The organism is Stenotrophomonas sp. PS02300 (assembly GCF_029959395.1).
Taxonomy (GTDB): domain Bacteria; phylum Pseudomonadota; class Gammaproteobacteria; order Xanthomonadales; family Xanthomonadaceae; genus Stenotrophomonas; species Stenotrophomonas maltophilia_AD.
In genome coordinates this window covers 1-19722 of sequence record NZ_JASCOP010000077.1, presented here as the reverse complement: position 1 = coordinate 19722, position 19722 = coordinate 1, and the positions used below count along the sequence as shown (strand labels likewise).

Genomic DNA, 19722 nt, shown 5'->3' with positions numbered 1-19722 from the left:
GCCGAGGTAGGCGGTGAGGTTGTTGACGTCGCGCAGCAGCATGCTGCGCGCGGCATTGTTGCCACCGGCACTCACCACCTGCGGGAAATCGATCACCACCGGACCATCGGGGCCCACCAGCACGTTGTACGGCGACAGATCGCCGTGGATCAGGCCGCAGCACAGCATCAGCACCACCTGGCGCACCAGGATCCGGTGGAACTCGCGGGCCTGGTCGGCCTCCAGCTCCACCTCGCCCAGGCGTGCGGCGGAGAAGCCGTCGGCATCGGTCACCAGTTCCATCACCAGCACGCCGTGGAAATACCCATGCGGCTCGGGCACGCGCACGCCGGCGTCGCGCAGCTGGTACAGCGCGTCGACCTCGGTGTTCTTCCAGGCGGTTTCCTGCTGCTTGCGGCCGTACTTGCTGGCCTTGCCCACCGCGCGCGCCTCGCGGCTGCCCCGCACCTTGCGGCCTTCCTGGTACTGCACGCGCTGCTGGAAGCTGCGCTGGGCCATGTCCTTGTACACCTTGGCGCAGCGCACGTCGTCGCCGCTGCGTACGACGTACACGGCCGCTTCCTTGCCGCTCTTGAGCGGGCGCAGTACTTCGTCGATCACGCCGTCTTCGATCAGCGCCTGCAGGCTTTCGGGGGTCTTCACGTAGTCTCGGTCAGGAGGGCGGCGCCAATGCGCCAGCCGGCAAGGGAGGGCCGGCGATTCTCGCACCTTCGCGGCGGCCGGGCCAATTGCGCACCCCATCCCGGTTCAGCCAGGCCGGCCGGGCCGGGCTCAGGGCAGGGCCTGCTCACCGCGCAGCACCGGGTAGGGATTGAGCGATTCGCCCTTCCACCACTGCTTTTCCGGGCCCAGCCGGTGGATCTCGAAATGCAGGTGCGGGGCGTCCGGGCTGGCGTTGCCGGTATGCCCGACGTAGCCGATCACGTCGCCGCGCTTGACCACCTGCTTCTCGGCCAGCCCGTCGGCGTAGCGCTGCAGGTGGGCGTAGTAGTAGCAGTAAGTGCCACCCGGCTCGAACTGGTACACGGTCAGCCCGCCGCGCTCGCTGTCGAACAGCTTCTCGATGGTGCCGTCGGCCACGGCCAGCACCGGCGTGCCCTCGGCGGCCAGGATATCGATGGCATCGTGCACCCGCCCCTGGCTGCGCGCATCGGTAAAGGTGTCCTGCAACTGCGCGGCCGTAATCCCCTGCACCGGCAACAGCAGCCCCGACGGGGCTGCGCTAGCGCCAGGCAGGGCCTGGCTGCCGGTAGAGCCAGGCACTGCCTGGCTGCTTTCGGTCACGGGCGCCGCTGCCACGGGCGCCGCCGCCAGCGGCGCGGCAACCACCGCCTCCGGCACGTCATTCCCGGACGCCAGCAACCACCACCCGGCCACGCCAATCACCACACCCAGTGCCAGCAATCGCGTCAGCATCATCAGTTACTCCTGCATCACCACGGGCACCGAGGCATCCACCGCGTCGGCCACCTGCAGCGCGTCCCAGTTGGTCATCCGCACGCAGCCGTGCGATTCGGTCTTGCCCACGTGGCCCGGTTCGGGGGTGCCGTGCAGGCCGTAATGCGGCTTGGAGATGTCGATCCAGACCGGCCCGACCGGGTTGTTCGGGCCCGGCGGCAGGGTCGCCTTGCGGTCCCCGGCCTTGGCATCCCAGAACAGCTTCGGGTTGTAGTGGAACGGCGGATCGCGCGAGATGCCCAGGATCTTCCATTCGCCGATCGGCAGCGGGTCGTGCTGGCTGCCGGAAGACACCGGGAACTGCGCGTACACCTTGCCCTGCGCGTCATACAGGCGCAGCGTCGAATCGGACTTGTCGATAACCAGCTTGGCCGCCTTGGGCAGCGCCGCCGGCGCGATGTTCGGCACCTGGATCGTGCTGCCGGCCTTGCCCAGGTCCACGCCCGGGTTGAGGGCCTGCAGCAGCTTGGGATCGGCGTGGAAACGTTCGCCGAGCGCTTCGCCCACGGAGGTGAAGCCCATCGCCTTGAGCTTGGCCTGCTCGGCGGGCTTCTTCGGAATCGGCTGGAACGGCCCAGCCACGTCTTCGGCGGTGAGGGTGTAGCTGGCCAAAGGCGGCGTACTGTCTGGCTGCAGCGCCTGCCAGGTGGCGTCGTCCAGCTCACCGGTCACCTTCAGCCCGCGCGCGGCCTGGAAGCCGGCCACCGCGCGCTTCTGGTTGGAGCCCACCACGCCGTCGATCTGGCCCGGCGAGAAATGCGCGCGGTCCAGCAGCACCTGCGCATGCAGGTCAGAGCGTGGGCCGGTGGCCACCGCGCCGTCTTCAGCGATCGGGGCGGGCAGGGTAGTGGGGGTCTGCGCCATCGCCGGCACCGCGGCAGCCAGGGCAAGGGCAAGCAGGGAAGCGGAAGCAGGCAGGCGCAGCGGCATCGAATACTCCAGGGCGGGTTCAACCCCACCATGCCGGAGCGCGCTGCACAGGCCCTGTGAAATGCCTGACGGGCAGCTGACCGGCGACGCGATGTGGTGGCGTCGCCGGTCGGGTCGGCTTTTACCTTACGTCGCGCAGTTCCCAGTGGTGGCCGGCGAGCAGGCGCAGGCGCTCCTTCAGCACATCGCTGTTGATGGTGGTGGTGACCACCAGGTTGATGCGCAAGTCCTTCTGCTCACCCGTCACGGTGGCATTCGGGTCGGTTGCACCCCACTGCGGCTCGACGGCATCGGGATCCGGCTGCTTGGCACGCCAGCGGTCGAACAGGCCGGTGGTGCGCAGCGCGGCTTCCAGCTCCCCGGCGAAGCCGCCGGCGCTCTGCGAACGGAAAGAAAGATCGGCATCGTTGCCGTGGGCCTTGGAAGGGTCCGGCAGGCTGATGAAATACTGCGACATGGTGGTCTCCGTTGAATGCGCCAAGGCTGGCAGATGCGCGGTGGAATCGGTGTGCAGAAACCGGCCGCCGGTCTGTTGGCTCAGGCGCTGAAGGTATGCGGTTCGTCCGCGAACCCGATGGTGACCGCGCCCTTGCCCACGTTGACCATGCCGGTCAGGCTCATCACCGATTCGTACACGTCCACCCCGTGCGCTTTGCAGGTCTCGCGCAGGCTGGCATAGCCCGGCAGCGCCTGCAGGTCGGCCAGTTCGCCGCCGTAGCTCACGCACACCGTGGGCGTCATCAGGCCGCCCTTGACCCGCTGGCCGACGAAATCGAACAGCTTCTGCACCGCGTTGTCGAAGCCCTTGATCTTGGCCACCGGGCCGGTGGTGCCGCGATACCCGTGCAGCACCGGCTTGATGTCCAGCGCGCTGCCCAGCGCCGCGCTGATCAGGCCCACGCTGCGGTCGCCCTTGTGGCGGGCGCGGGCGCGCATGTAGTACAGGTCGCGGGTGACCATGTAGCCGTGCACGTTCAAGGCCAGCTGCTCCAGCCGCTCGCGGATCTGCTGCACACCGGCGCCGCTGTCACGCAGGCGCACCGCTTCCACCGCCGTCACGCCTTGGGCGGCGAACAGGTTCTGGGTATCCAGCACGCGCAGCGCGAACGGCGAGTTGTAACCCGCCGCCTGGCGCACCGGCTTGTAGTCGTTGAGGATCGCGAAGCTGGCCTGCATCGCGTTGTCGTGGATCGGGCTGCGGGTCTTGGTGATCGTCATGCAGAACACATGGTCGTAATCGATCACCAGCTTGCCCAGGAACAGATCGCGGATCTGCACCACGCTGAAGGGAATTGTTTCGGCCTCGGCGCCGTGCTCGGCCACGTGGGCGTGCAGGAAACTCAGGGTGGCCTGTTCGTCGCGGTGGTCGGCCAGCACGGCCTCGCCAATCCGGACGGTGATGGGCAGCAGCACGATGTTGTGCTGCTGGATGAAGTCCTGCGGTAGATCACAGGCAGAGTCGACCACGATTCCGATGCGCATCCTGTTTGCCCCCTCCAGGCAGGGTGTCCGTTCGAAAGTGTGAAAGCTATCTCAAAACGCGTCCGGTTGCCTGACCACGCCGGTCAGCTTGGCCGGCTGCGCTCCACCGCCACCGGCAGCGTGTCGATCCGCTGCCATTCCGGCTGCTGCAGCAGGCCCGGGTCGGCCAGAACTGCCGCCATCAACGCGTGGCTCTCGTTGCCCCAGAACAGCTCGCCGTCAATGGACAGGGTAGGCACCCCGAACACCCCGGCGGCGATGGCCGCCTCGGTGTTCTGGCGCAGCTGTTCCTTGACCGACGGTGCCGATACGGCGGCAACGACATCGCCCACGTCCAGCATCGCCGCCGGCAGGGCCAGTGCTTGGGGAGTATCGGCCGCGCGCCCGTCGCGCCAGATCCAGTTGAACAGGATGTCCACCGATGCCGGCGAGGCGTCCGCCGCCAGGCACAGGCGCAGGGCGGCCAGCGGGTTGAAGGGGTGGCCGGGCGGGAAGCGCAGCGGCACGCCCTGCTGCTGCGCCTGCCACAGCACCTGGCGGTAGGTGAAGCGGCGCTTGGCCGGGATCTCGGCCGGGCCCAGGTTGCCCAGGTGGTGCAGCACCGCGCCCAGCGCGATCGGCACCGGGGTGATGCGGTCGAACTGCGGCAGCGTTCTCAGCTGCTGCCAGTGCAGGTAGGCGAACGGCGAGACGAAGTCGAAGTACCAGCGCAGGGTCATGGCGTTCCTTGGCGGCGGTGCAGCCAGGCAGGGCCTGGCGCTACGGGTGTATAGGGGGACCTTAGCGCGAATAGGCCCTGGGTTCGCGGGTGGCCGGGGCGGCGTAGCGGTCGCGCAGCTCGGTCTGGCGCGAACGCATCGGCATGGCGCGGCCGCCCAGCCAGACCTGCTCGGCGTAGTGGCCCACGTCCAGCGGGTCGCCCTCCCACAGCACCAGGTCGGCCAGCTTGCCCGGTTCGATGCTGCCGAGCTTATCGCCCACGCCCAGCACCTGCGCCGGCACCCGGGTCAGCCCGGCCAAGCCGTCCTGCCAGGGCAGCCCGTTGGCCACGGCATTGCCGGCCAGCTGGCGCATCTTGCGGGCGTTGTGCGAGGCATCGTCGCGCTGGGCGAAGCTGACCTGCACCCCGGCCGCATGCAGGCGTGCGGCGTTTTCCAAGGTCGCGCCGAGCTGGTCGAAGCTGGTGGGCAGGTTGCCCAGCGCGTCCACGAACACCGGCACCTTCGCCTGGGCCAGCAGCGGCGCCACCCGCCACGCCTCGGCACCGCCGGCAATGGCGATGCTCACTTTCTCGCGCGCCGCCCAGCGCAGCAGCTGGCGGATGTCCGCCGCGCGGTCCACCTCCACCACCAGCCGCCCCTGGCCGGCCAGGTAGCGGGCCAGCGTGGCGCGGCCGGCGGGGGTAAGCAGAGCATGCGGCGAATCGACCGGCACCCGGCCGCGCGCCTCACTCACCATCTGCTCCAGCAGCATCCACTGCGCCGCTCGCGAGCTGCCGGTGAGTTCGGCACCGGACGAACCGAGCCGGATGAACAACGCGCGCGGACCGATCGGGTCGGCGCTGCCATCCAGCCGCATCACTCCGCCCTGGCCGGCAATGAAGCTGCCGTCGGTGTTGGCCCCCAAGGCGGTGAAGCCGATGCCGTCGAGGCGCGCAACCGGGATCAGCACCGAGGCCGGGTTGTAGGCCAGGGTCACGTCGAACTCCGGGCGCATCGGCTGGTCCTGCAGCTTCAACCCGCTGTCCACCGTGGTGGATTCGCCGGACACTTCATCGATGCCGATATCGGTGATGCCGCCGAAGAACGCCGGGGTCAGCGGGCGGCCATTGGCCTCCACCACCGTGGCGCCGGCCGGCGTGGCCAGGCCGGTACCCACGGCGCGGATCACGCCGCCCTGGACCAGCACATCGGCGTGGTCCAGGCTGCCGCGCGCGCTGGCGGTGTGCACCGTGGCATTGCGGATCAGCAGGTCCTGCGCCCAACTGGCGGGCGCTGCGCCAAGCAGTGCCAGCACCAGCAGGCTGCGCTGCAGTACGCGGCGGGCGCTCATGGGCGTGCCTCCTGGCCCAGCATGAAGTCCGACAGCGGCTGCCGGCCCACGTCCTGGCGATCGTAGACCTGGTGACCGTCGATATAGACCTTCTCGGCCAGCGCGTAGGAACTGAAGGGGCTGCCGTTCCACACCACCACATCGCCCATCTTGCCCACCTCCAGGCTGCCGGTCTGCTTCTCCACGCCCAGCGAGCGCGCGGCATTGGAAGTCAGCCAGCCGATGGCGCGTTCGGGTGCGATCTGCATGCCGGCACGGCGCGCATTGGCAATTACCTTGGCCGCTTCCTGGTTGAGCCGCTGGATGCCTTCGGGCGAATCCGAATGCACGATCGCGCAGCTGTTGGCCGGGCGGTCCACCAGCGCGATGTTTTCCTGGATGCCGTCGAAGGCTTCCATCTTGAAGCCCCACCAGTCGGCCCACAGCGCACCGCAGACGCCTTCGGCGGCCAGCCGGTCGGCCAGCTTGTAGGCCTCCACGCCGTGGTGGAACGCGGCGATCTTGAAACCGAATTCCTTGGACAGGTCCAGCATCGTGGCCATCTCATCGGCGCGGTAGCAGTGGATGTGCACGCGGATGTCGCCGTCGATGGCGCCGGCCAGCGTGTCCAGCTTCAGGTCGCGCTTGCCGCCGGTATCGCCGGCGCTGTCGCCCTTGTCGCTGCCGCCGAACCAGCGCTTCTTCTTGACCTTCTTCGGGGCGTTCTTGGCCAGGTATTCGCTGGCGTCGATGAAGGCGGCGCGGTAGCCGGCCACGTTGCCCATGCGCGTACCCGGCGCCACGCCCTTGCCACCGCCATAGACGCGCTTGGGGTTCTCGCCGCAGGCCATCTTCAGGCCCCACGGCGCACCGGGGAACTTCATTGCCTGGTAGGTGGTGGCGGGAACGTTCTTCAACGTCACCCCGCGCCCGCCGACCAGGTTGGCCGAGCCGGGCAGCACCTGCATCGAGGTCACTCCGCCTGCCAGGGCGGCGGCAAAGCCCGGGTCCTGCGGCCAGACCGAATGCTCGGCCCAGACGTTGGCGGTGACCGGTGCGGTCATTTCATTGCCATCCGCATGCGCGCTTACGCCCGGGCTGGGGTACACGCCCAGGTGCGAATGCACGTCGATGATGCCGGGGGTCACCCACTTGCCGGTGCCATCGACCTGCACCGCGTTGGCCGGTGCCTCCAGCGCGCTGCCCAGCGCGGCGATGCGTCCATCGCGCAGCAGCAGGTCGGTCTGTTCCAGGCGCACGCCGGTGCCGGTGAGCACGGTGGCATTGCGGATCAGCACCGGGGCCGAGGCGATCGGCGCATAGGTGCTGGGGTAGGGGTCCTGGGTGAAGCGCGACGCCGCCGGCGCCGAAGGCGCAACCAAGCCGAACAGCGCCAGGCCCAGCCCGGCGGTCAATCGTGTACGCATGTCATCCCCGATGCGGCGTGAAAGATCCCCCGCGACGCTAGCCGCTGGCCGGCGCGTTGCCAAGTGGCCAAGTGCATGCCACGTCCGTTGCCGGCTTGCTTATTCGTTGATCCGCAGGACAATTGCCGCATTGAACGGGATGCCACGTCGAGCCGCGCCATGAAGAACAAACAGGAAATCGTCGAAAACTGGCTGCCGCGCTACACCGGCGTGGCACTGGACCAGTTCGGCCCGCACGTACTGCTGACCAACTTCGGTGGCTACCTGCATGTGTTTTCCCAGCTCACCGGCGCGCCGGTGCAGGGCCTGGACCGGCCGATGGCCAGCGTCACCAGCGATGGCATCACCCTGATCAACTTCGGCATGGGCAGCCCCAACGCGGCCATCGTGATGGACCTGCTGTCGGCGGTGATGCCCAAGGCCGTGCTGTTCCTGGGCAAGTGCGGCGGGCTCAAGCGCAAGAACCAGCTGGGCGACCTGATCCTTCCCATTGCGGCGATCCGCGGCGAGGGCACCTCCAGCGACTACCTGCCGCCGGAAGTGCCCGCGCTGCCGGCGTTCGCGCTGCAGCGTGCGGTCTCCACCACGATCCGCGACCTCGGTCACGATTACTGGACCGGCACCGTCTACACCACCAACCGGCGGGTCTGGGAACACGACGAGGCGTTCAAGGAAAAGCTGCGGCTGATGCGCTGCATGGCCATCGACATGGAAACGGCCACCCTGTTCGCGGCCGGCTTCGCCAACCACATCCCGATCGGCGCCCTGCTGCTGGTGTCCGACCAGCCGATGATCCCCGATGGGGTCAAAACCGAGGCGTCCGATGCCAAGGTCAGCTCCCAGTTCGTTGAAAACCATATCCAGATAGGTATCGAGGCGCTTAAGCTTATACGGCGCAACGGCAAGTCGGTCCGCCACCTGCGCTTTGACGAATGATGGCAATGGCATGGGTGGGCGCCTGGAAGGCGCGCCGCCCGCAGGGGTAGTGAATGGACGTGGCGGCACAAGTAGTGGAATTCTGGCGCAACGCGGGACCGCAGCAGTGGTTCGCGCGCGATGACGCGTTCGATGCGCGTTTCCGCGAGGCATTCCTGGACGAACACTTCGCCGCCGCCCGGCGCGCGCGCGAGCATTGGCTGGAAACGGCCGATGGCGCGCTGGCGCTGATGATCCTGCTCGACCAGTTCCCGCGCAACTGCTTCCGCGACACCGCCCATTCCTACGCCACCGACGGCCTGGCCCGCCACTACGCCATGCGCGCGGTGGAAGAAGGCCTGGACCTGCAGCTGGTGCCCAAGCTGCGTGCCTTCATCTACCTGCCGTTCGAGCATTCCGAAGACCCGCAGGACCAGGAACGTTCGGTGGCCATGTTCGACGTGCTGGGCGACAAGGAATACCTGCAGTACGCCGAACTGCACCGCGACATCATCCGTCGCTTTGGTCGCTTCCCGCACCGCAATGCGGTACTGGGGCGGATGCCAACGCCGGAAGAGTTGGACTATCTTGCCGAAGGCGGCTTCGCCGGCTAAAAAAAACGCCGGCAATGCCGGCGTTTTTTTCATCCATCGCAGTTCAACCTGCGATCAATACTTCGGCACGCTGTTGTCCACCGCATCCGACCAGGCATCGATGCCGCCGGTGATGTTGTAGACCTTGCTGAAGCCCAGCGCACGGAACTGCTCGGCCGCCTGCGCGCTGCGGCCACCGTGGTGGCACAGGAACGCCAGCGGGGTGTCCTTCGGCAGGGCTTCCAGGCGGGCGCGGTTGTCGCCGTCGAAGGTTTCGAACGTGCCCTCGATCGCGGCAATCGCACGCTCATCGGCCGGGCGCACATCCACCACGGTCAGGGTGCCGGCGCGGCGCTGGTCGTCGGCGTCGCGAACGGCCAGTTCCTGCACGGCCTTCGGCGCGTTCGGGTTGTCGATGGCCAGGCCCTTGCCACGGATGTCGTCCACCCAATCAATGGTGATGCCATCGGCGCGGCGCGCGCTGGCCAGGTCGAACTGCACGCGCAGGCCGTTGGATTCGGCGGCAATGGCGTTGTCGTCGTGCGGGGCCAGCTGGAAGTTCGGCTGGAAGCTGGCATCGATGCTCAGCTGCAGCGAGGCACCCGGTGCATCGGCCAGCGCACCGCGCAGCATTTCCACCGCGGCCGGGGTCACGGTGATGCTCGGCGGGGTGCGGTCCGGCGCGGCCAGGCCCAGCACGCTGCTCAGCTCACCGCTGCCGGCCATCTGCAGGATGATGTCGCTGCCGCCGACCAGTTCGCTGTCGATGTACAGCTGCGGGATGGTCGGCCAGTCGCCGTAGGCCTTGATGCCTTCGCGGATTTCCGGGTCGGCCAGCACGTTGACATGGGCGAACTCCACGCCCAGGTCCTGCAGCGCGCCCACGGCCTTGGCCGAGAACCCGCACTGCGGCATGGTCGGCTGGCCCTTCATGAACAGCACGACGCGGTTGGCGGTAAGGATGGATTCGATGCGCGAACGCAGGGCGGGATCAAGGGACATGGTGGTCGGGTCCGGAGTTTCGAACCGTACATTCTACGCGGCATGGCATCATGGGGCATGACCGTACCGGAAACGTTGCATCGCATTCCCCGCCGCCCGTGGCGCTGGCTGCCCTGGCTGCTGCTGTCCCAGCTGGCGGTGGTGCTGGCCTGGTGGGCCTGGGGCTGGGCCATCGGGCTGCCGTTGATGGTGGCCTCGCACGCCCTCTTCCTGGTGCCGGTATTCCTGCCCAACAGCCGCTTCTACGCCCCGGTGCTGAGCCACCTGCCGGCCCCGGCTGAACAGGTCTGGCTGACGATTGATGACGGCCCCTCGGAAGAGACCCCGGCCCTGTTGGACCTGCTGGACCGCTACCAGGCGAAGGCCACCTTCTTCATGGTCGGCGAGCGCGCCGCTGCCCGGCCGGCGCTGGTGCGCCAGGTGCTGGCCCGGGGCCACGACCTGGGCAACCACAGCCACCGCCACCCGCAGACCCGCTTCTGGCGGCTCGGCCCGGCGACCATGGCCGACGAGATCGCGCAGTGCCAGCAGGCCCTGACCGACATTGCCGGCACCCCGCCGCGCTGGTACCGCTCGGTGGTGGGCATGACCAACCCGTTCGTGGCCCCCGCGCTGAAGCGCTGGGGCCTGACCCGGGTCGGCTGGAGCGCACGCGGTTTCGACGGCGTGGACTGCCAGCCGCAGGTCGTGGTCGACCGCATCGTCGCCCGGCTGCGCCCCGGCGCGATCGTGCTGCTGCACGAAGGCGCCGCCCACGGCCACAACCTCGGGATCATCGAAGCGGTGCTGCAGGCCATCCAGGCCCGTGGCCTCAGTGCGGCGTTGCCTCTGCCTCCGCTGTCGGATGCGCATCCACCCATTGCTGGTGGATCCAGCTCCCCAGCGACGCCTGCGCCCACAACAACGTGATCGACAGCCCCAGCGCCAGCACGCCGGTCACCCGGCGGCGCGGGTGCTGCAGCGCGCTGCCGATGCCCAGCAGCAGGCCCACCACCGTGACGCCCAGCGCCACGAACAGCATCACCAGCACCGCCACCGGCACCTCGTGCATGCCCGCATAGCGGGGCAGGTGGGCCACATGCGCGGTCACCGCGAACAGCACCAGCGCTACCAGGCTCACCACCAGCGCGGCGATACCCAGCGCGGAATGGCGCGGGCGCGGAGTGTTCATGCCGGCTGCCCGCGTACGGCGGTTACCAGCCAGTTGTTGAACGGCGTATTGCCGTACAGCGGCGTCATTTTCAGCTGCAGGCCGGCGGCCTCCAGCGGTGCGCGCACACTGGCCGCATCCGGGTAGTGCCGGGGCCGCGTGCCCATCCAGCCGACCAGGTGCGCCAGCATGTCGGTGATCCGCGTGGTGCGGTCGCGCCCGCTGTTGTCGGCCAGCGTGGTGCGGATCACCAGCCGCCCGCCGGGTGCGACCCGTGCCGCCGCATCGCGCAACAGCACTGGCTGCGCGTCGGCCGGCAGGTACTGCAGCACGTCCAGCAGCGCTACGCTGCCGTGGTGGTCGGGCAGGGCGGCGCTGGCATCCACGCAGTCGAAGCGCGCATCGAGCAGCGCCGCGCGCGCACCTGCACGTTTCGCGCGGGCAATCTTGTCCGCGTCGATATCCACGCCAAGGTAGGGCTGGGTGCGCTGGTTCTGTCGCAGCACATGGGCCAGCAACCCCAGCCCGCAGCCGATATCCAGCAGCGGCAGCGAACACTGCGCGAGCGCGCCGAGCACGCCCGGATACAGCGGGTCGCTGCCGAGCTTGCCGCGGCTGTAGTAGTAATCGCGGCGGTTGCCGAAGCGCTGCGCCGGCATGAAGGCATCGGCGATGCGGTGGGCCTGTTCCCTGGCCAGTGGTAATGCGTCCGTGCTCAGCGTGCTGCCTCGTCATCCAGGTGGGCGCGAACGACCGGGAAGGCCCGGCGCGTCCATTCGGTATACATCGCCGCCGACGGGTGCAGGCCATCGTCGACCAGCATGCCAGGTTCCGCACCGCGTTCGCGGCTGATCGCGGTGATGTCCACGAACGCCACCGCGTGCTCGGCACAGATCGCCTGCGCGGCGGCGTTGTAGGCATCCAGCTCGCGTGCGATCTGCGCCGGGTCGCGCTTGTTCTCGCGGGCGAACGGGGTCACGCCCCAGTCCGGAATGGACAGCACCAGCACCCGCCGGCGCTGCTGCCCGGCAAAGCCGAGCGCGCGCTGCAGCAGGGCGGTGAAGCGCGGGCGGTACTCTTCCACGCTGCGGCCGCGGTACTGGTCGTTGACCCCGATCAGCAGGCTCACCAGGCCAAACGGCCCCTTGGGCGCGGCGGCATCGATGCCCGCATCCAGCTCGTCGGTGGTCCAGCCGGTGGTGGCGATGATCTGCGGTTCGGCCACTACGTGGCCGGCTTCCTGCAGCGCCGTGGCCAGCTGCACCGGCCAGCGCCCGGCCGGGGCCACGCCTTCACCGATGGTGTAGGAATCGCCCAGGGCCAGGTAGGACAGCGCCACCTCAGGCCACCGCGCTGCGCGGCTTGAGCGGCACCACCTTGGTGTTGGCCTCGGCGCGGCGGGCCAGCGCCCGGTCGATGCGTGCGAACACATCGCGCATCACCTCGGCCTCCGGCAGCAGCGTCACCCGGAAATGGTGGCGGTAGGGCACGTTGAAGCTCGACCCCGGTACCACCAGCACGCCTTCCTCGTTCATCAGTTCCAGCGCGAAATCGTGGTCGTCGAAGCTGCGCGCGGCCGCGCCCACCACGGCCGGGAACGCGTACAGCGCACCGGCCGGCGCCACCAGCGACAGGTGCTCGCTGGCATTGCAGGCCTCGATCACCGCGCGGCGGGTTTCATACAGGCGGCCACCGGGGGCGCACAGCGCCGACACCGTGTCCGGGCCGTTCACCGCCGCATCGATGGCGTACTGGCCCGGCACGTTGGCGCACAGGCGCAACGCGCTGAGCAGGTCCATCGCGGCGCGGAACTCGCCCAGCCGTTCGGCCGCACCGGACAGCATCGCCCAGCCCACGCGCCAGCCGCAGGCGCGGTGCACCTTGCTCAGGCCGCTGAAGGTGATGCACGGATGTTCGCCGGCCAGCGGGGCCACCGGCTGGAACTGCGCGTCGTCGTACAGGATCTGGTCGTAGATCTCATCGACCATCAGCAGCAGGTTGTGCTTGGCGGCGATGGCCACGATGCGCTCCAGCAGCTCGCGCGAATAGCTGGCGCCGCTGGGATTGTTCGGGTTGATCAGCACGATGGCGCGGGTGCGCGAAGACACCAGTGTCTCGATCTCCACCGGGTCCGGCTGGAAGCCGTTTTCCGGTGCGCAGCGGTAGTACACCGGGCGGCCGTCGTTGAGGATGGTCGCCGCCGACCACAGCGGGTAGTCGGGCGAGGGCACCAGCACTTCGTCGCCGGGGTTGAGCAGGGCGCGCAGCGACAGGTCGATCAGCTCGCTGACGCCATTGCCGATGAACACCCGGTCCGGGTGCGCATCCGGCGCGCCACGCCGGGCATACGCGGCGGCAATGGCCTCGCGTGCCTCCGGCAGGCCCTGCTGGTGGGTGTAGGGATCGGTGCGGCCCATGTCATCGGCAATGGCGCGCTGCAGGTGTTCCGGCGCACGGAACCCGAAGTTGCCGGGGTTGCCGATGTTCAGCTTGATCAGCTTGCGCCCCTGGGCCTCCAGCTCACGCGCTCGCCGCGCCAGTTCGCCCCGGATCTCGTAGCGGACTTCGGACAGGCGCTCGCGGGTGGCAAGCGGCTTCAGCGGGGGCGTGGACATGACTGGGCCGTGGTTCGGGCATGGAAATCGCATACTAGCGGAAATGCTGCGTTGCAGGGCAAGGCTTCCCGGGCAAATTCCCAGTATTGGCGGGCAGTTGCCGCCGATGCCTCTAGAATGGGCGCATGAGCGAACCGATCGACTACCGCGCCCTGCAGACCATGGGCTGGCCCTGGGCAGGCGCCCCCGAACTGCCTGCCTGGCAGGCCCTGTTCGAGCAGTACCCCCAGGCCCGCCCGGGCCGGGTGGTGGAACAGCACCGTACGGGCTACGTGGTGGCCGATGCCCCGGGCGCGGCGATCAAGACCGAATCCCCCGCCGAATGGCAGCGCCCGCGCTTCCCCAGCCACGAACGCGCGGCCGTGGGCGACTGGGTGCTGCTGGACGGCATCCTGATCGTGGCCCTGCTGCCGCGGCGCACCGCGATCAAGCGCGGTGCGGCCGGCGAGCATTACCACCAGCAGGTGATCGCGGCCAACATCGATACCGTGTTCATCGTCTGCGGGCTGGATTCGGACTTCAACCCGCGCCGGATCGAGCGTTACCTGATGCTGGTGGGCGGTGGCGGCGCGCAGCCGGTGGTGGTGCTGACCAAGGCCGACCAGACCGAATACAGCGAAGACGCCCTGGCCGTGCTCGAAGAACTGGCCGCGCAGGACATCCCGCTGCTGGCCATCAATGGGCGCGACCCGGCCAGTGCCAGCGCGCTGCTGCCGTGGCTCGGCGCCGGGCAGACCGTGGTCCTGGTCGGTTCCTCCGGCGCCGGCAAGTCGACCCTGACCAACACGCTGCTCGGCTACGAGCTGATGAAGACCGCCGAAGTGCGGGGCAACGATTCCAAGGGTCGCCACACCACCACCCACCGCGCGCTGATTCCGATGCCGTCGGGCGCCTGCCTGATCGACACTCCCGGCATGCGTGAGCTCAAGCCGACCGGCGAAGAAGCGCTGGGCGAAGTGGGGTTCGCCGACGTGGAAGCGCTGGCCGCACAGTGCCGCTTCCGCGATTGCGCCCACCAGCGTGAGCCGGGGTGTGCGGTGCGCGCGGCGATCGATTCCGGTGAGCTGGATGAAGAGCGGCTGCTCAACTACTTCAAGCTGAAGGAAGAAGTGGCCGCCGCGGCTGCCAAGCTGGCCGTGCGCCAAGCCCAGCAGGCGCTGGAGCGCAAGCACGTGAGCAAGGGTGCGCAGTGGCGCCCGCCGGGCAAAAAGCGCTGAGGCGCACCTCCGCGCCTCGATTACCGGCCTCTGCCCCGGAACAGCAGGTTGTACTGAAGCCGGCGCGTGGCCCGCGCGGTCATGCGCTGGGCGTCCGGATGCTGGGCGTTGATGAGAACAATGGTCTCTTCGGGCGCGATCACCGACGGTAGTTCGATGATCGCGTGAGCGCCCGCGCTGTACCACGCAGATCCCGTGTTCACCGAGATCATGCCGTGTGGAATGGCGTCCCAACCTATCGGCAGCGTGGCTGCAGACGTGACAAGACGCGCCGCCCATACATCATCCGGTACGTCGATCTCGATCACGTACTTGTTCAGCGGCAGGCCGTTGTCATCGATATGCGCGGCGGTCTCCAGGACCGCCATGGCGAGAGTGGGGGCCGCATACACCACCTTCTCGCCAGGCCGGTTCCAGCGGCCAGGCGAACAGGCGGCGCCGGTGCCACTGATGTCGTCGGGCGCCCACGCAGGCCCTGTCGAGCCAATGCGGGCCAGCTTCATTGATAGGCGCCGCTCTGGATGGCCCCCAGCACCCGCATCACCGACGCACGGCCGGTGGGCGTATCCATCACGTCAGCCGGTGCCAGGCCGCCCAATGCAGGCTGCGGCCGCTGGATCCATTCGCCGACCCACTTCTCCACGTCGAAGCCACGCGCCTGTTCGTTGTCGCGCTCGGCCGCGAGCATGTCTTCCACGCGGTTGATCAATTCCATCAACCCCACGACGGACTGCCCGGTGGTGCCGGCGAACAGGGACCTGTCCCGCATCTTCTTGGTAAAGGTGGCTTTGGGAATGCGCACGAAGCTTTGGAATTCGGTACTGCTGTCGAATATCCCATCGATCAGGCCCTTCACCACTTGGTAGGGCACGCCTTCGCGTTCGATCTGCACGCGCTCGGCAAGCGGTGCGGTGCGCAGCAAGGCCCTGAACGAATCCAGCTTCACCGGCAGTTTGAATTTCACCGTTGTCGCATCGCGCACGACCTGCGCAGAACGGGGGTTCTCCAAGGGGCCCATGGCGTACGACTCGACCTTGGGCGACGCGGGGGCGCGCTTGCTGGGTGCGGGCATCGTCCTATCCTCTGGCTACTCTTGTTCCAACTATAGGCTACTAGTATCCCGCCCGCACCCGGTTGCCAACCCCTCGGTTGACCCTGCTAATGTCCGCTTCATGAGCATCGCTCCTCACCGCCCGCCGATGACCGTGGATCGGGATGTGGCCCACCACACCGAGCTGGACGCCCGGCTGGTGGAGGCCGTGGGGGGCCTCCGGTTGCTGGGCCTGACCAGCTGGCCGGCCGCCCTGCAGGCCCCGTTCCTGGCCAGCGTGGCGCGTGGCCAGCCGGTGCTGCCGGTGCTGGACTACCCGAAACTTGATTTCGCCGACACCCGCCGCGAACTGGCCGCGATCAGCGCCCAGTGCGATGCCGACCACCCGATCGGCCTGTACATCCGCCGCTCCGCCCACAGCTGGGACCTGGCCGCCGGCCTGCTCGAGTCGCTGGGCACCGCTGCCGTGGACCGTTACTCGGTGGAGCTGTTCGGCTCGCCCGAGCAGCCGCTGCCGGGCAACGGCCCCAGCACCCGCGAAGCGGCCCGCCACTTCATCCAGATCGCGCAGGAACTGGACCACGAACTGCTCGCCCCCGAAGAGCAGGTGCCGGTCTCGGCCACTGCATTGCAGCTGCAGCTGCAGAGCGACCTGGATGCGTTCTTTGAATCGCGCATCATCAGCGTGCAGCTGGATCCGGAGCTGATCTCCAAGGCCGCCGCCGGCCCCACCCGCATCCGCCTGCGCACCAGTGCGCGCTTCAGCGCCTACGACCGCGCGCAGCTGTTCCACCATGAAGCGCTGGTGCATTCGCTCACCGCGCTCAACGGCCGCGAACAGCCGCACCTGCCCAGCCTGGCCTTGTCTTCGCCGCGGGTGACCGCCACCCAGGAAGGGTTGGCCACGTTCGCCGAACAGATCACCGGCAGCATCGACATCGAGCGGCTCAAACGCATCAGCCTGCGCACCGAAGCCATCGCGATGGCACGCGAAGGGGCGGACTTCATCCAGGTGTTCCGCTACTTCTGCGATGCCGGGCAGAACAACGAAGAGAGCTTCGCCTCGGCCCAGCGCGTGTTCCGTGGCGTGCCCGCCACCGGCGGTGCGGCCTTCACCAAGGACACCGTGTACCTGCGCGGGCTGGTGTCGGTGCACACCTTCTTCCGCCACATGCTGGCCGAAGACCGCCTGCAGAACTGCCGCTGGTTGTTCGCCGGCAAAATGTCGCTGACCGATGCGGTGGATTTCGCGCCGCTGTTCGAAGAAGGCATCCTGCGCCCCCCGCGCTGGTTGCCGCACTGGGTCAGCCGCGCCAACGGGCTGGCCGGCATGCTGGCGTTCTCCCTGTTCGCCAACCGCATTCGCATGGATCAACTTGCGGCCGAATGATCGGCGGCGCGTTTCATGCGCCGCGTCGCATTTTGAATGGGCACGCGCCAAAGCGTAAGAATCCTTTCATGTTGCGTCCCCAAGATGGCCGCGCACCTGCACCACGCAGGCACCTCCATCACGCAACGGACCCCCATGCTCAACCGACCCCTGACGATCGCCGTGGCGATCGCGCTGTGCGCTGCCAATGCACATGCCGCCGACGTGGACACCACCCTCGACGCCAGCGGCGCGCCCAGCGCCCGCACCCTGGACGCCGTGTCGGTGATCGGCCAGGGCGAAACCCGCCAGGTGCAGCGCATCACCGCCGTGGACAAGCAGGTACTGCCGCCGGGCACCAGCGCGCAGAAGATCCTTGACCGCTTGCCGGGTGTGTCGGTGCAGTCCAACGATGCCTTCGGCGCCAACGAGGAATCGCAGACCATCAGCCTGCGCGGCTTCGACAAGAGCCGCCTGGGCTATACGCTCGATGGCATTCCGCTGGGCGACAACAGCTACGGCAACTACAACGGGCTGAGCATCGCGCGTGCGCTGATCGCCGAAAACCTGGCCGGCGCCGAGCTGTCGCAGGGCATCGGCTCTCTGGGCGTGGCCTCCACCAGCAACCTTGGCGGCACCATCCAGTACTTCTCGCAGGACCCGTCCACCGAATTCGGCGGCCGTGCCAGCGTCACCGTGGGCGACGACAACCAGCGCCGTGGCTTCCTGCGCGTGGACACCGGCGACCTCAACGGCTTCTCGGCCTATGTTTCCGGCGTGCACCAGGACGCGGACATGTGGGCCGAACCGAACCAGAACCAGACCACCCGGCAGTTCAATGCCAAGGCGGTGTGGAACGTGGGTGACCATCGCTTTGGCGCGTTCGCCGCCACCTCGCGGGTGAGCCAGGCCAACTACGCCTATCTGTCCAAGAGCATGCTCGAGCGCGGCCTGGGCTGGGACTGGAACATCTACGCGCCGGATTGGGATCGCGCCCTGGCCGCCGCCTACTGCGCGCCGGCCACCTACAACGCACAGCGCTGCGCCTTCAGCGGTGGCGTCAACAGCATCGACGATGCGTACTACCAGAGCCGCGCGCTGCGCGATGACAACCTGTACTCGCTGGATGCGGATCTGGCATTGGGCGACAGCGCCCGCCTGAAGCTGCTTGCCTACCACCATGAGAACCGCGGCCAGGGCCACTGGTGGGCACCGGGGCAGGCGTCCAATCCGGGCACCCCCCAGGCGCTGCCGATCTCCATCCGCAGCACCAACTACACCATCAACCGCCAGGGCATCACCGCTGCGCTGAGCTGGCAGCTGGGCCTGCACGAGCTGGAAGCGGGGCTGTGGTACGAGCGCAACGACCATAACGTGGAGCGCAACTTCTACTACATCACCGGGCCGTTCCTGGACGATGGCTACCTGAATTACCCGGACCGCCGCCTGTTCGACCAGGACTACGACATCCGCACCCGCCAGTTCTATGTGCAGGACCGGATGCGCTTCCTGGACGATCGGCTGACCGTGGATGTGGGCATCAAGAGCCCCAATACCCGCATGACCGCCGTGTCCAGGCCGGGTACCGAGGCCAGTTATGCCTCAGGCACGCTGACCGCCAAGGAATCGGTGCTGCCGCAGGCGGGTATCGGCTTCAAGCTCAACCCGAACAACGAGCTGTTCGCCTCCTACTCGGAGAACATCGCCGCGTTCGTCGGCGGTGGCAGCGGTGGCCCGCTGCAGGTGTCGCCGGAATCGTTCGCGGCCAGCGTGGATGACCTGGAACCGGAGAAATCGCGTTCGTTCGAAGCGGGCTTCCGTACGTTCGGCGAAAAGTACCAGGCCTCGATCGCGGCCTACCACGTGATGTTCGACAACCGCCTGCTGTCGCTCAATCCCTGCACCAGCATCGAAGTGGGCACGCGGCCGGAGTGCATCACCCGCTTCATCAACGTCGGCTCGGTGAAGAGCCAGGGCGCGGAGCTGACCTTCATCCTCAAGCCGGTGGATGGGCTGCAGTGGTACAACGCGGTGTCGTGGAACAAGAGCACCTACGAGGATGACTACACCTCGGGTGGCGCGGTGGTACCGGTGGCCGGCAAGATCACCGTGGATACGCCGCAGCGGATGGCCTCCAGCGAGATCAGCTGGAACCGGGATGGCTTCTTTGCCAGCCTGCGCGCCAAGTACACCGGCAAGCGGTATTACACCTACACCAATGACCAGTCCGTACCGGGCGTGACCACGTTCGACGCGGGCATGGGGTATTCGTTCGGGCCGGGCCTGGGCCTGCGCGACGTCAAGATCTCGCTCAACGCCACCAACCTGACCAACAAGCGGTACGCGGGGCAGTTGAGTTCATTCGCCCCGACCGACCCGACCGGAACGCGCTACGCAATTCATGCCAGCGCCCCGAGGCAGCTGTTCATGACGGTCAGCGCGGAATTCTGACGGGGGGTCGCCGCCCGACCAACGGTCGGGC

At 68.1% G+C, this 19722-nt stretch carries 21 protein-coding genes; 6 read left to right on the top strand and 15 right to left on the bottom strand.

The genetic code is table 11. The annotated features are described in order from the left end of the window. The 8 genes from QMX79_RS13930 to QMX79_RS13895 all read right to left on the bottom strand — a co-directional run. Positions 1-642: PA4780 family RIO1-like protein kinase (locus tag QMX79_RS13930; protein WP_282247274.1), on the bottom strand; the 642-nt coding region annotated here is incomplete at its 3' end. A 129-nt stretch (positions 643-771) separates the two neighbouring features. Continuing rightward, the gene (locus tag QMX79_RS13925; RefSeq protein ID WP_282247273.1) at positions 772-1419 is read right to left on the bottom strand and encodes a M23 family metallopeptidase; all 648 of its coding nucleotides are present in this window, start codon (positions 1417-1419) and stop codon (positions 772-774) included. A 3-nt stretch (positions 1420-1422) separates the two neighbouring features. Then, entirely contained in the window at positions 1423-2388 is a 966-nt protein-coding gene (locus QMX79_RS13920) for a L,D-transpeptidase family protein (protein WP_282247272.1), read from the bottom strand. Positions 2389-2509: 121 nt separating this feature from the next. Further along, the gene (locus QMX79_RS13915; protein ID WP_282247271.1) at positions 2510-2845 is read right to left on the bottom strand and encodes a hypothetical protein; all 336 of its coding nucleotides are present in this window, start codon (positions 2843-2845) and stop codon (positions 2510-2512) included. Positions 2846-2925: 80 nt separating this feature from the next. Beyond that, positions 2926-3870, bottom strand: coding sequence for a DegV family protein (locus tag QMX79_RS13910; protein WP_282247270.1), 945 nt, complete (start codon positions 3868-3870; stop codon positions 2926-2928). 83 nt (positions 3871-3953) lie between these two features. Next, on the bottom strand, positions 3954-4589 hold the full coding sequence (locus QMX79_RS13905; protein ID WP_282247269.1) for a DsbA family protein: 636 nt from the start codon (positions 4587-4589) through the stop codon (positions 3954-3956). Positions 4590-4650: 61 nt separating this feature from the next. Next, positions 4651-5922: an amidohydrolase family protein gene (locus tag QMX79_RS13900; RefSeq protein ID WP_282247268.1), complete on the bottom strand. Its 1272-nt coding sequence runs from the start codon at positions 5920-5922 to the stop codon at positions 4651-4653. Continuing rightward, positions 5919-7328 (bottom strand): amidohydrolase, encoded by a 1410-nt coding sequence (locus QMX79_RS13895; RefSeq protein WP_282247267.1) that lies wholly within the window; start codon positions 7326-7328, stop codon positions 5919-5921. The genes QMX79_RS13900 and QMX79_RS13895 overlap by 4 nt, the downstream gene beginning before the upstream one ends. A gap of 159 nt (positions 7329-7487) precedes the next feature. On the opposite strand from QMX79_RS13895, the gene QMX79_RS13890 reads away from it, so the two are divergent. Next, a complete protein-coding gene (locus QMX79_RS13890; protein ID WP_282247266.1) occupies positions 7488-8264 on the top strand; it encodes an AMP nucleosidase in 777 nt (258 codons plus the stop codon). A 53-nt stretch (positions 8265-8317) separates the two neighbouring features. Continuing rightward, positions 8318-8857: a DUF924 family protein gene (locus QMX79_RS13885; RefSeq protein WP_095362913.1), complete on the top strand. Its 540-nt coding sequence runs from the start codon at positions 8318-8320 to the stop codon at positions 8855-8857. Between the two features lie 54 nt (positions 8858-8911). Here the strand turns inward: QMX79_RS13885 and grxD are convergent, their stop codons facing one another. Continuing rightward, complete coding sequence (gene grxD, locus QMX79_RS13880) at positions 8912-9838, bottom strand: Grx4 family monothiol glutaredoxin (RefSeq protein ID WP_282247265.1); 927 nt, start codon at positions 9836-9838, stop codon at positions 8912-8914. 57 nt (positions 9839-9895) lie between these two features. On the opposite strand from grxD, the gene QMX79_RS13875 reads away from it, so the two are divergent. Next, a complete protein-coding gene (locus QMX79_RS13875) occupies positions 9896-10747 on the top strand; it encodes a polysaccharide deacetylase family protein (RefSeq protein WP_282247264.1) in 852 nt (283 codons plus the stop codon). Here the strand turns inward: QMX79_RS13875 and QMX79_RS13870 are convergent. The 4 genes from QMX79_RS13870 to QMX79_RS13855 are packed head-to-tail and all read right to left on the bottom strand — an operon-like array spanning position 10650 to position 13603. Then, positions 10650-11009, bottom strand: a complete 360-nt coding sequence (locus QMX79_RS13870) for a hypothetical protein (protein WP_282247263.1) — start codon at positions 11007-11009, stop codon at positions 10650-10652. The two genes, QMX79_RS13875 and QMX79_RS13870, sit on opposite strands and share 98 nt — an antisense overlap. Continuing rightward, entirely contained in the window at positions 11006-11647 is a 642-nt protein-coding gene (locus tag QMX79_RS13865) for a methyltransferase domain-containing protein (protein ID WP_282247262.1), read from the bottom strand. The genes QMX79_RS13870 and QMX79_RS13865 overlap by 4 nt, the downstream gene beginning before the upstream one ends. A 56-nt stretch (positions 11648-11703) precedes the next feature. After that, positions 11704-12327, bottom strand: a complete 624-nt coding sequence (locus QMX79_RS13860; protein WP_282247261.1) for an SGNH/GDSL hydrolase family protein — start codon at positions 12325-12327, stop codon at positions 11704-11706. Between the two features lies 1 nt (position 12328). Continuing rightward, positions 12329-13603, bottom strand: a complete 1275-nt coding sequence (locus QMX79_RS13855) for a pyridoxal phosphate-dependent aminotransferase (RefSeq protein WP_282247260.1) — start codon at positions 13601-13603, stop codon at positions 12329-12331. A gap of 125 nt (positions 13604-13728) precedes the next feature. Between QMX79_RS13855 and rsgA the strand changes: the two genes are divergently transcribed. Beyond that, the gene (gene rsgA / locus QMX79_RS13850; RefSeq protein WP_282247259.1) at positions 13729-14820 is read left to right on the top strand and encodes a ribosome small subunit-dependent GTPase A; all 1092 of its coding nucleotides are present in this window, start codon (positions 13729-13731) and stop codon (positions 14818-14820) included. A 20-nt stretch (positions 14821-14840) separates the two neighbouring features. Here the strand turns inward: rsgA and QMX79_RS13845 are convergent, their stop codons facing one another. Then, positions 14841-15323: an RES domain-containing protein gene (locus QMX79_RS13845; RefSeq protein ID WP_282247257.1), complete on the bottom strand. Its 483-nt coding sequence runs from the start codon at positions 15321-15323 to the stop codon at positions 14841-14843. Beyond that, complete coding sequence (locus tag QMX79_RS13840; protein ID WP_282247256.1) at positions 15320-15892, bottom strand: antitoxin Xre/MbcA/ParS toxin-binding domain-containing protein; 573 nt, start codon at positions 15890-15892, stop codon at positions 15320-15322. The genes QMX79_RS13845 and QMX79_RS13840 overlap by 4 nt, the downstream gene beginning before the upstream one ends. A gap of 127 nt (positions 15893-16019) precedes the next feature. Between QMX79_RS13840 and QMX79_RS13835 the strand changes: the two genes are divergently transcribed. Beyond that, positions 16020-17261, top strand: coding sequence for a flavohemoglobin expression-modulating QEGLA motif protein (locus QMX79_RS13835; RefSeq protein ID WP_282247275.1), 1242 nt, complete (start codon positions 16020-16022; stop codon positions 17259-17261). Between the two features lie 135 nt (positions 17262-17396). Then, the gene (locus QMX79_RS13830; RefSeq protein WP_282247255.1) at positions 17397-19691 is read left to right on the top strand and encodes a TonB-dependent receptor; all 2295 of its coding nucleotides are present in this window, start codon (positions 17397-17399) and stop codon (positions 19689-19691) included. Positions 19692-19722 lie beyond the last annotated feature (31 nt).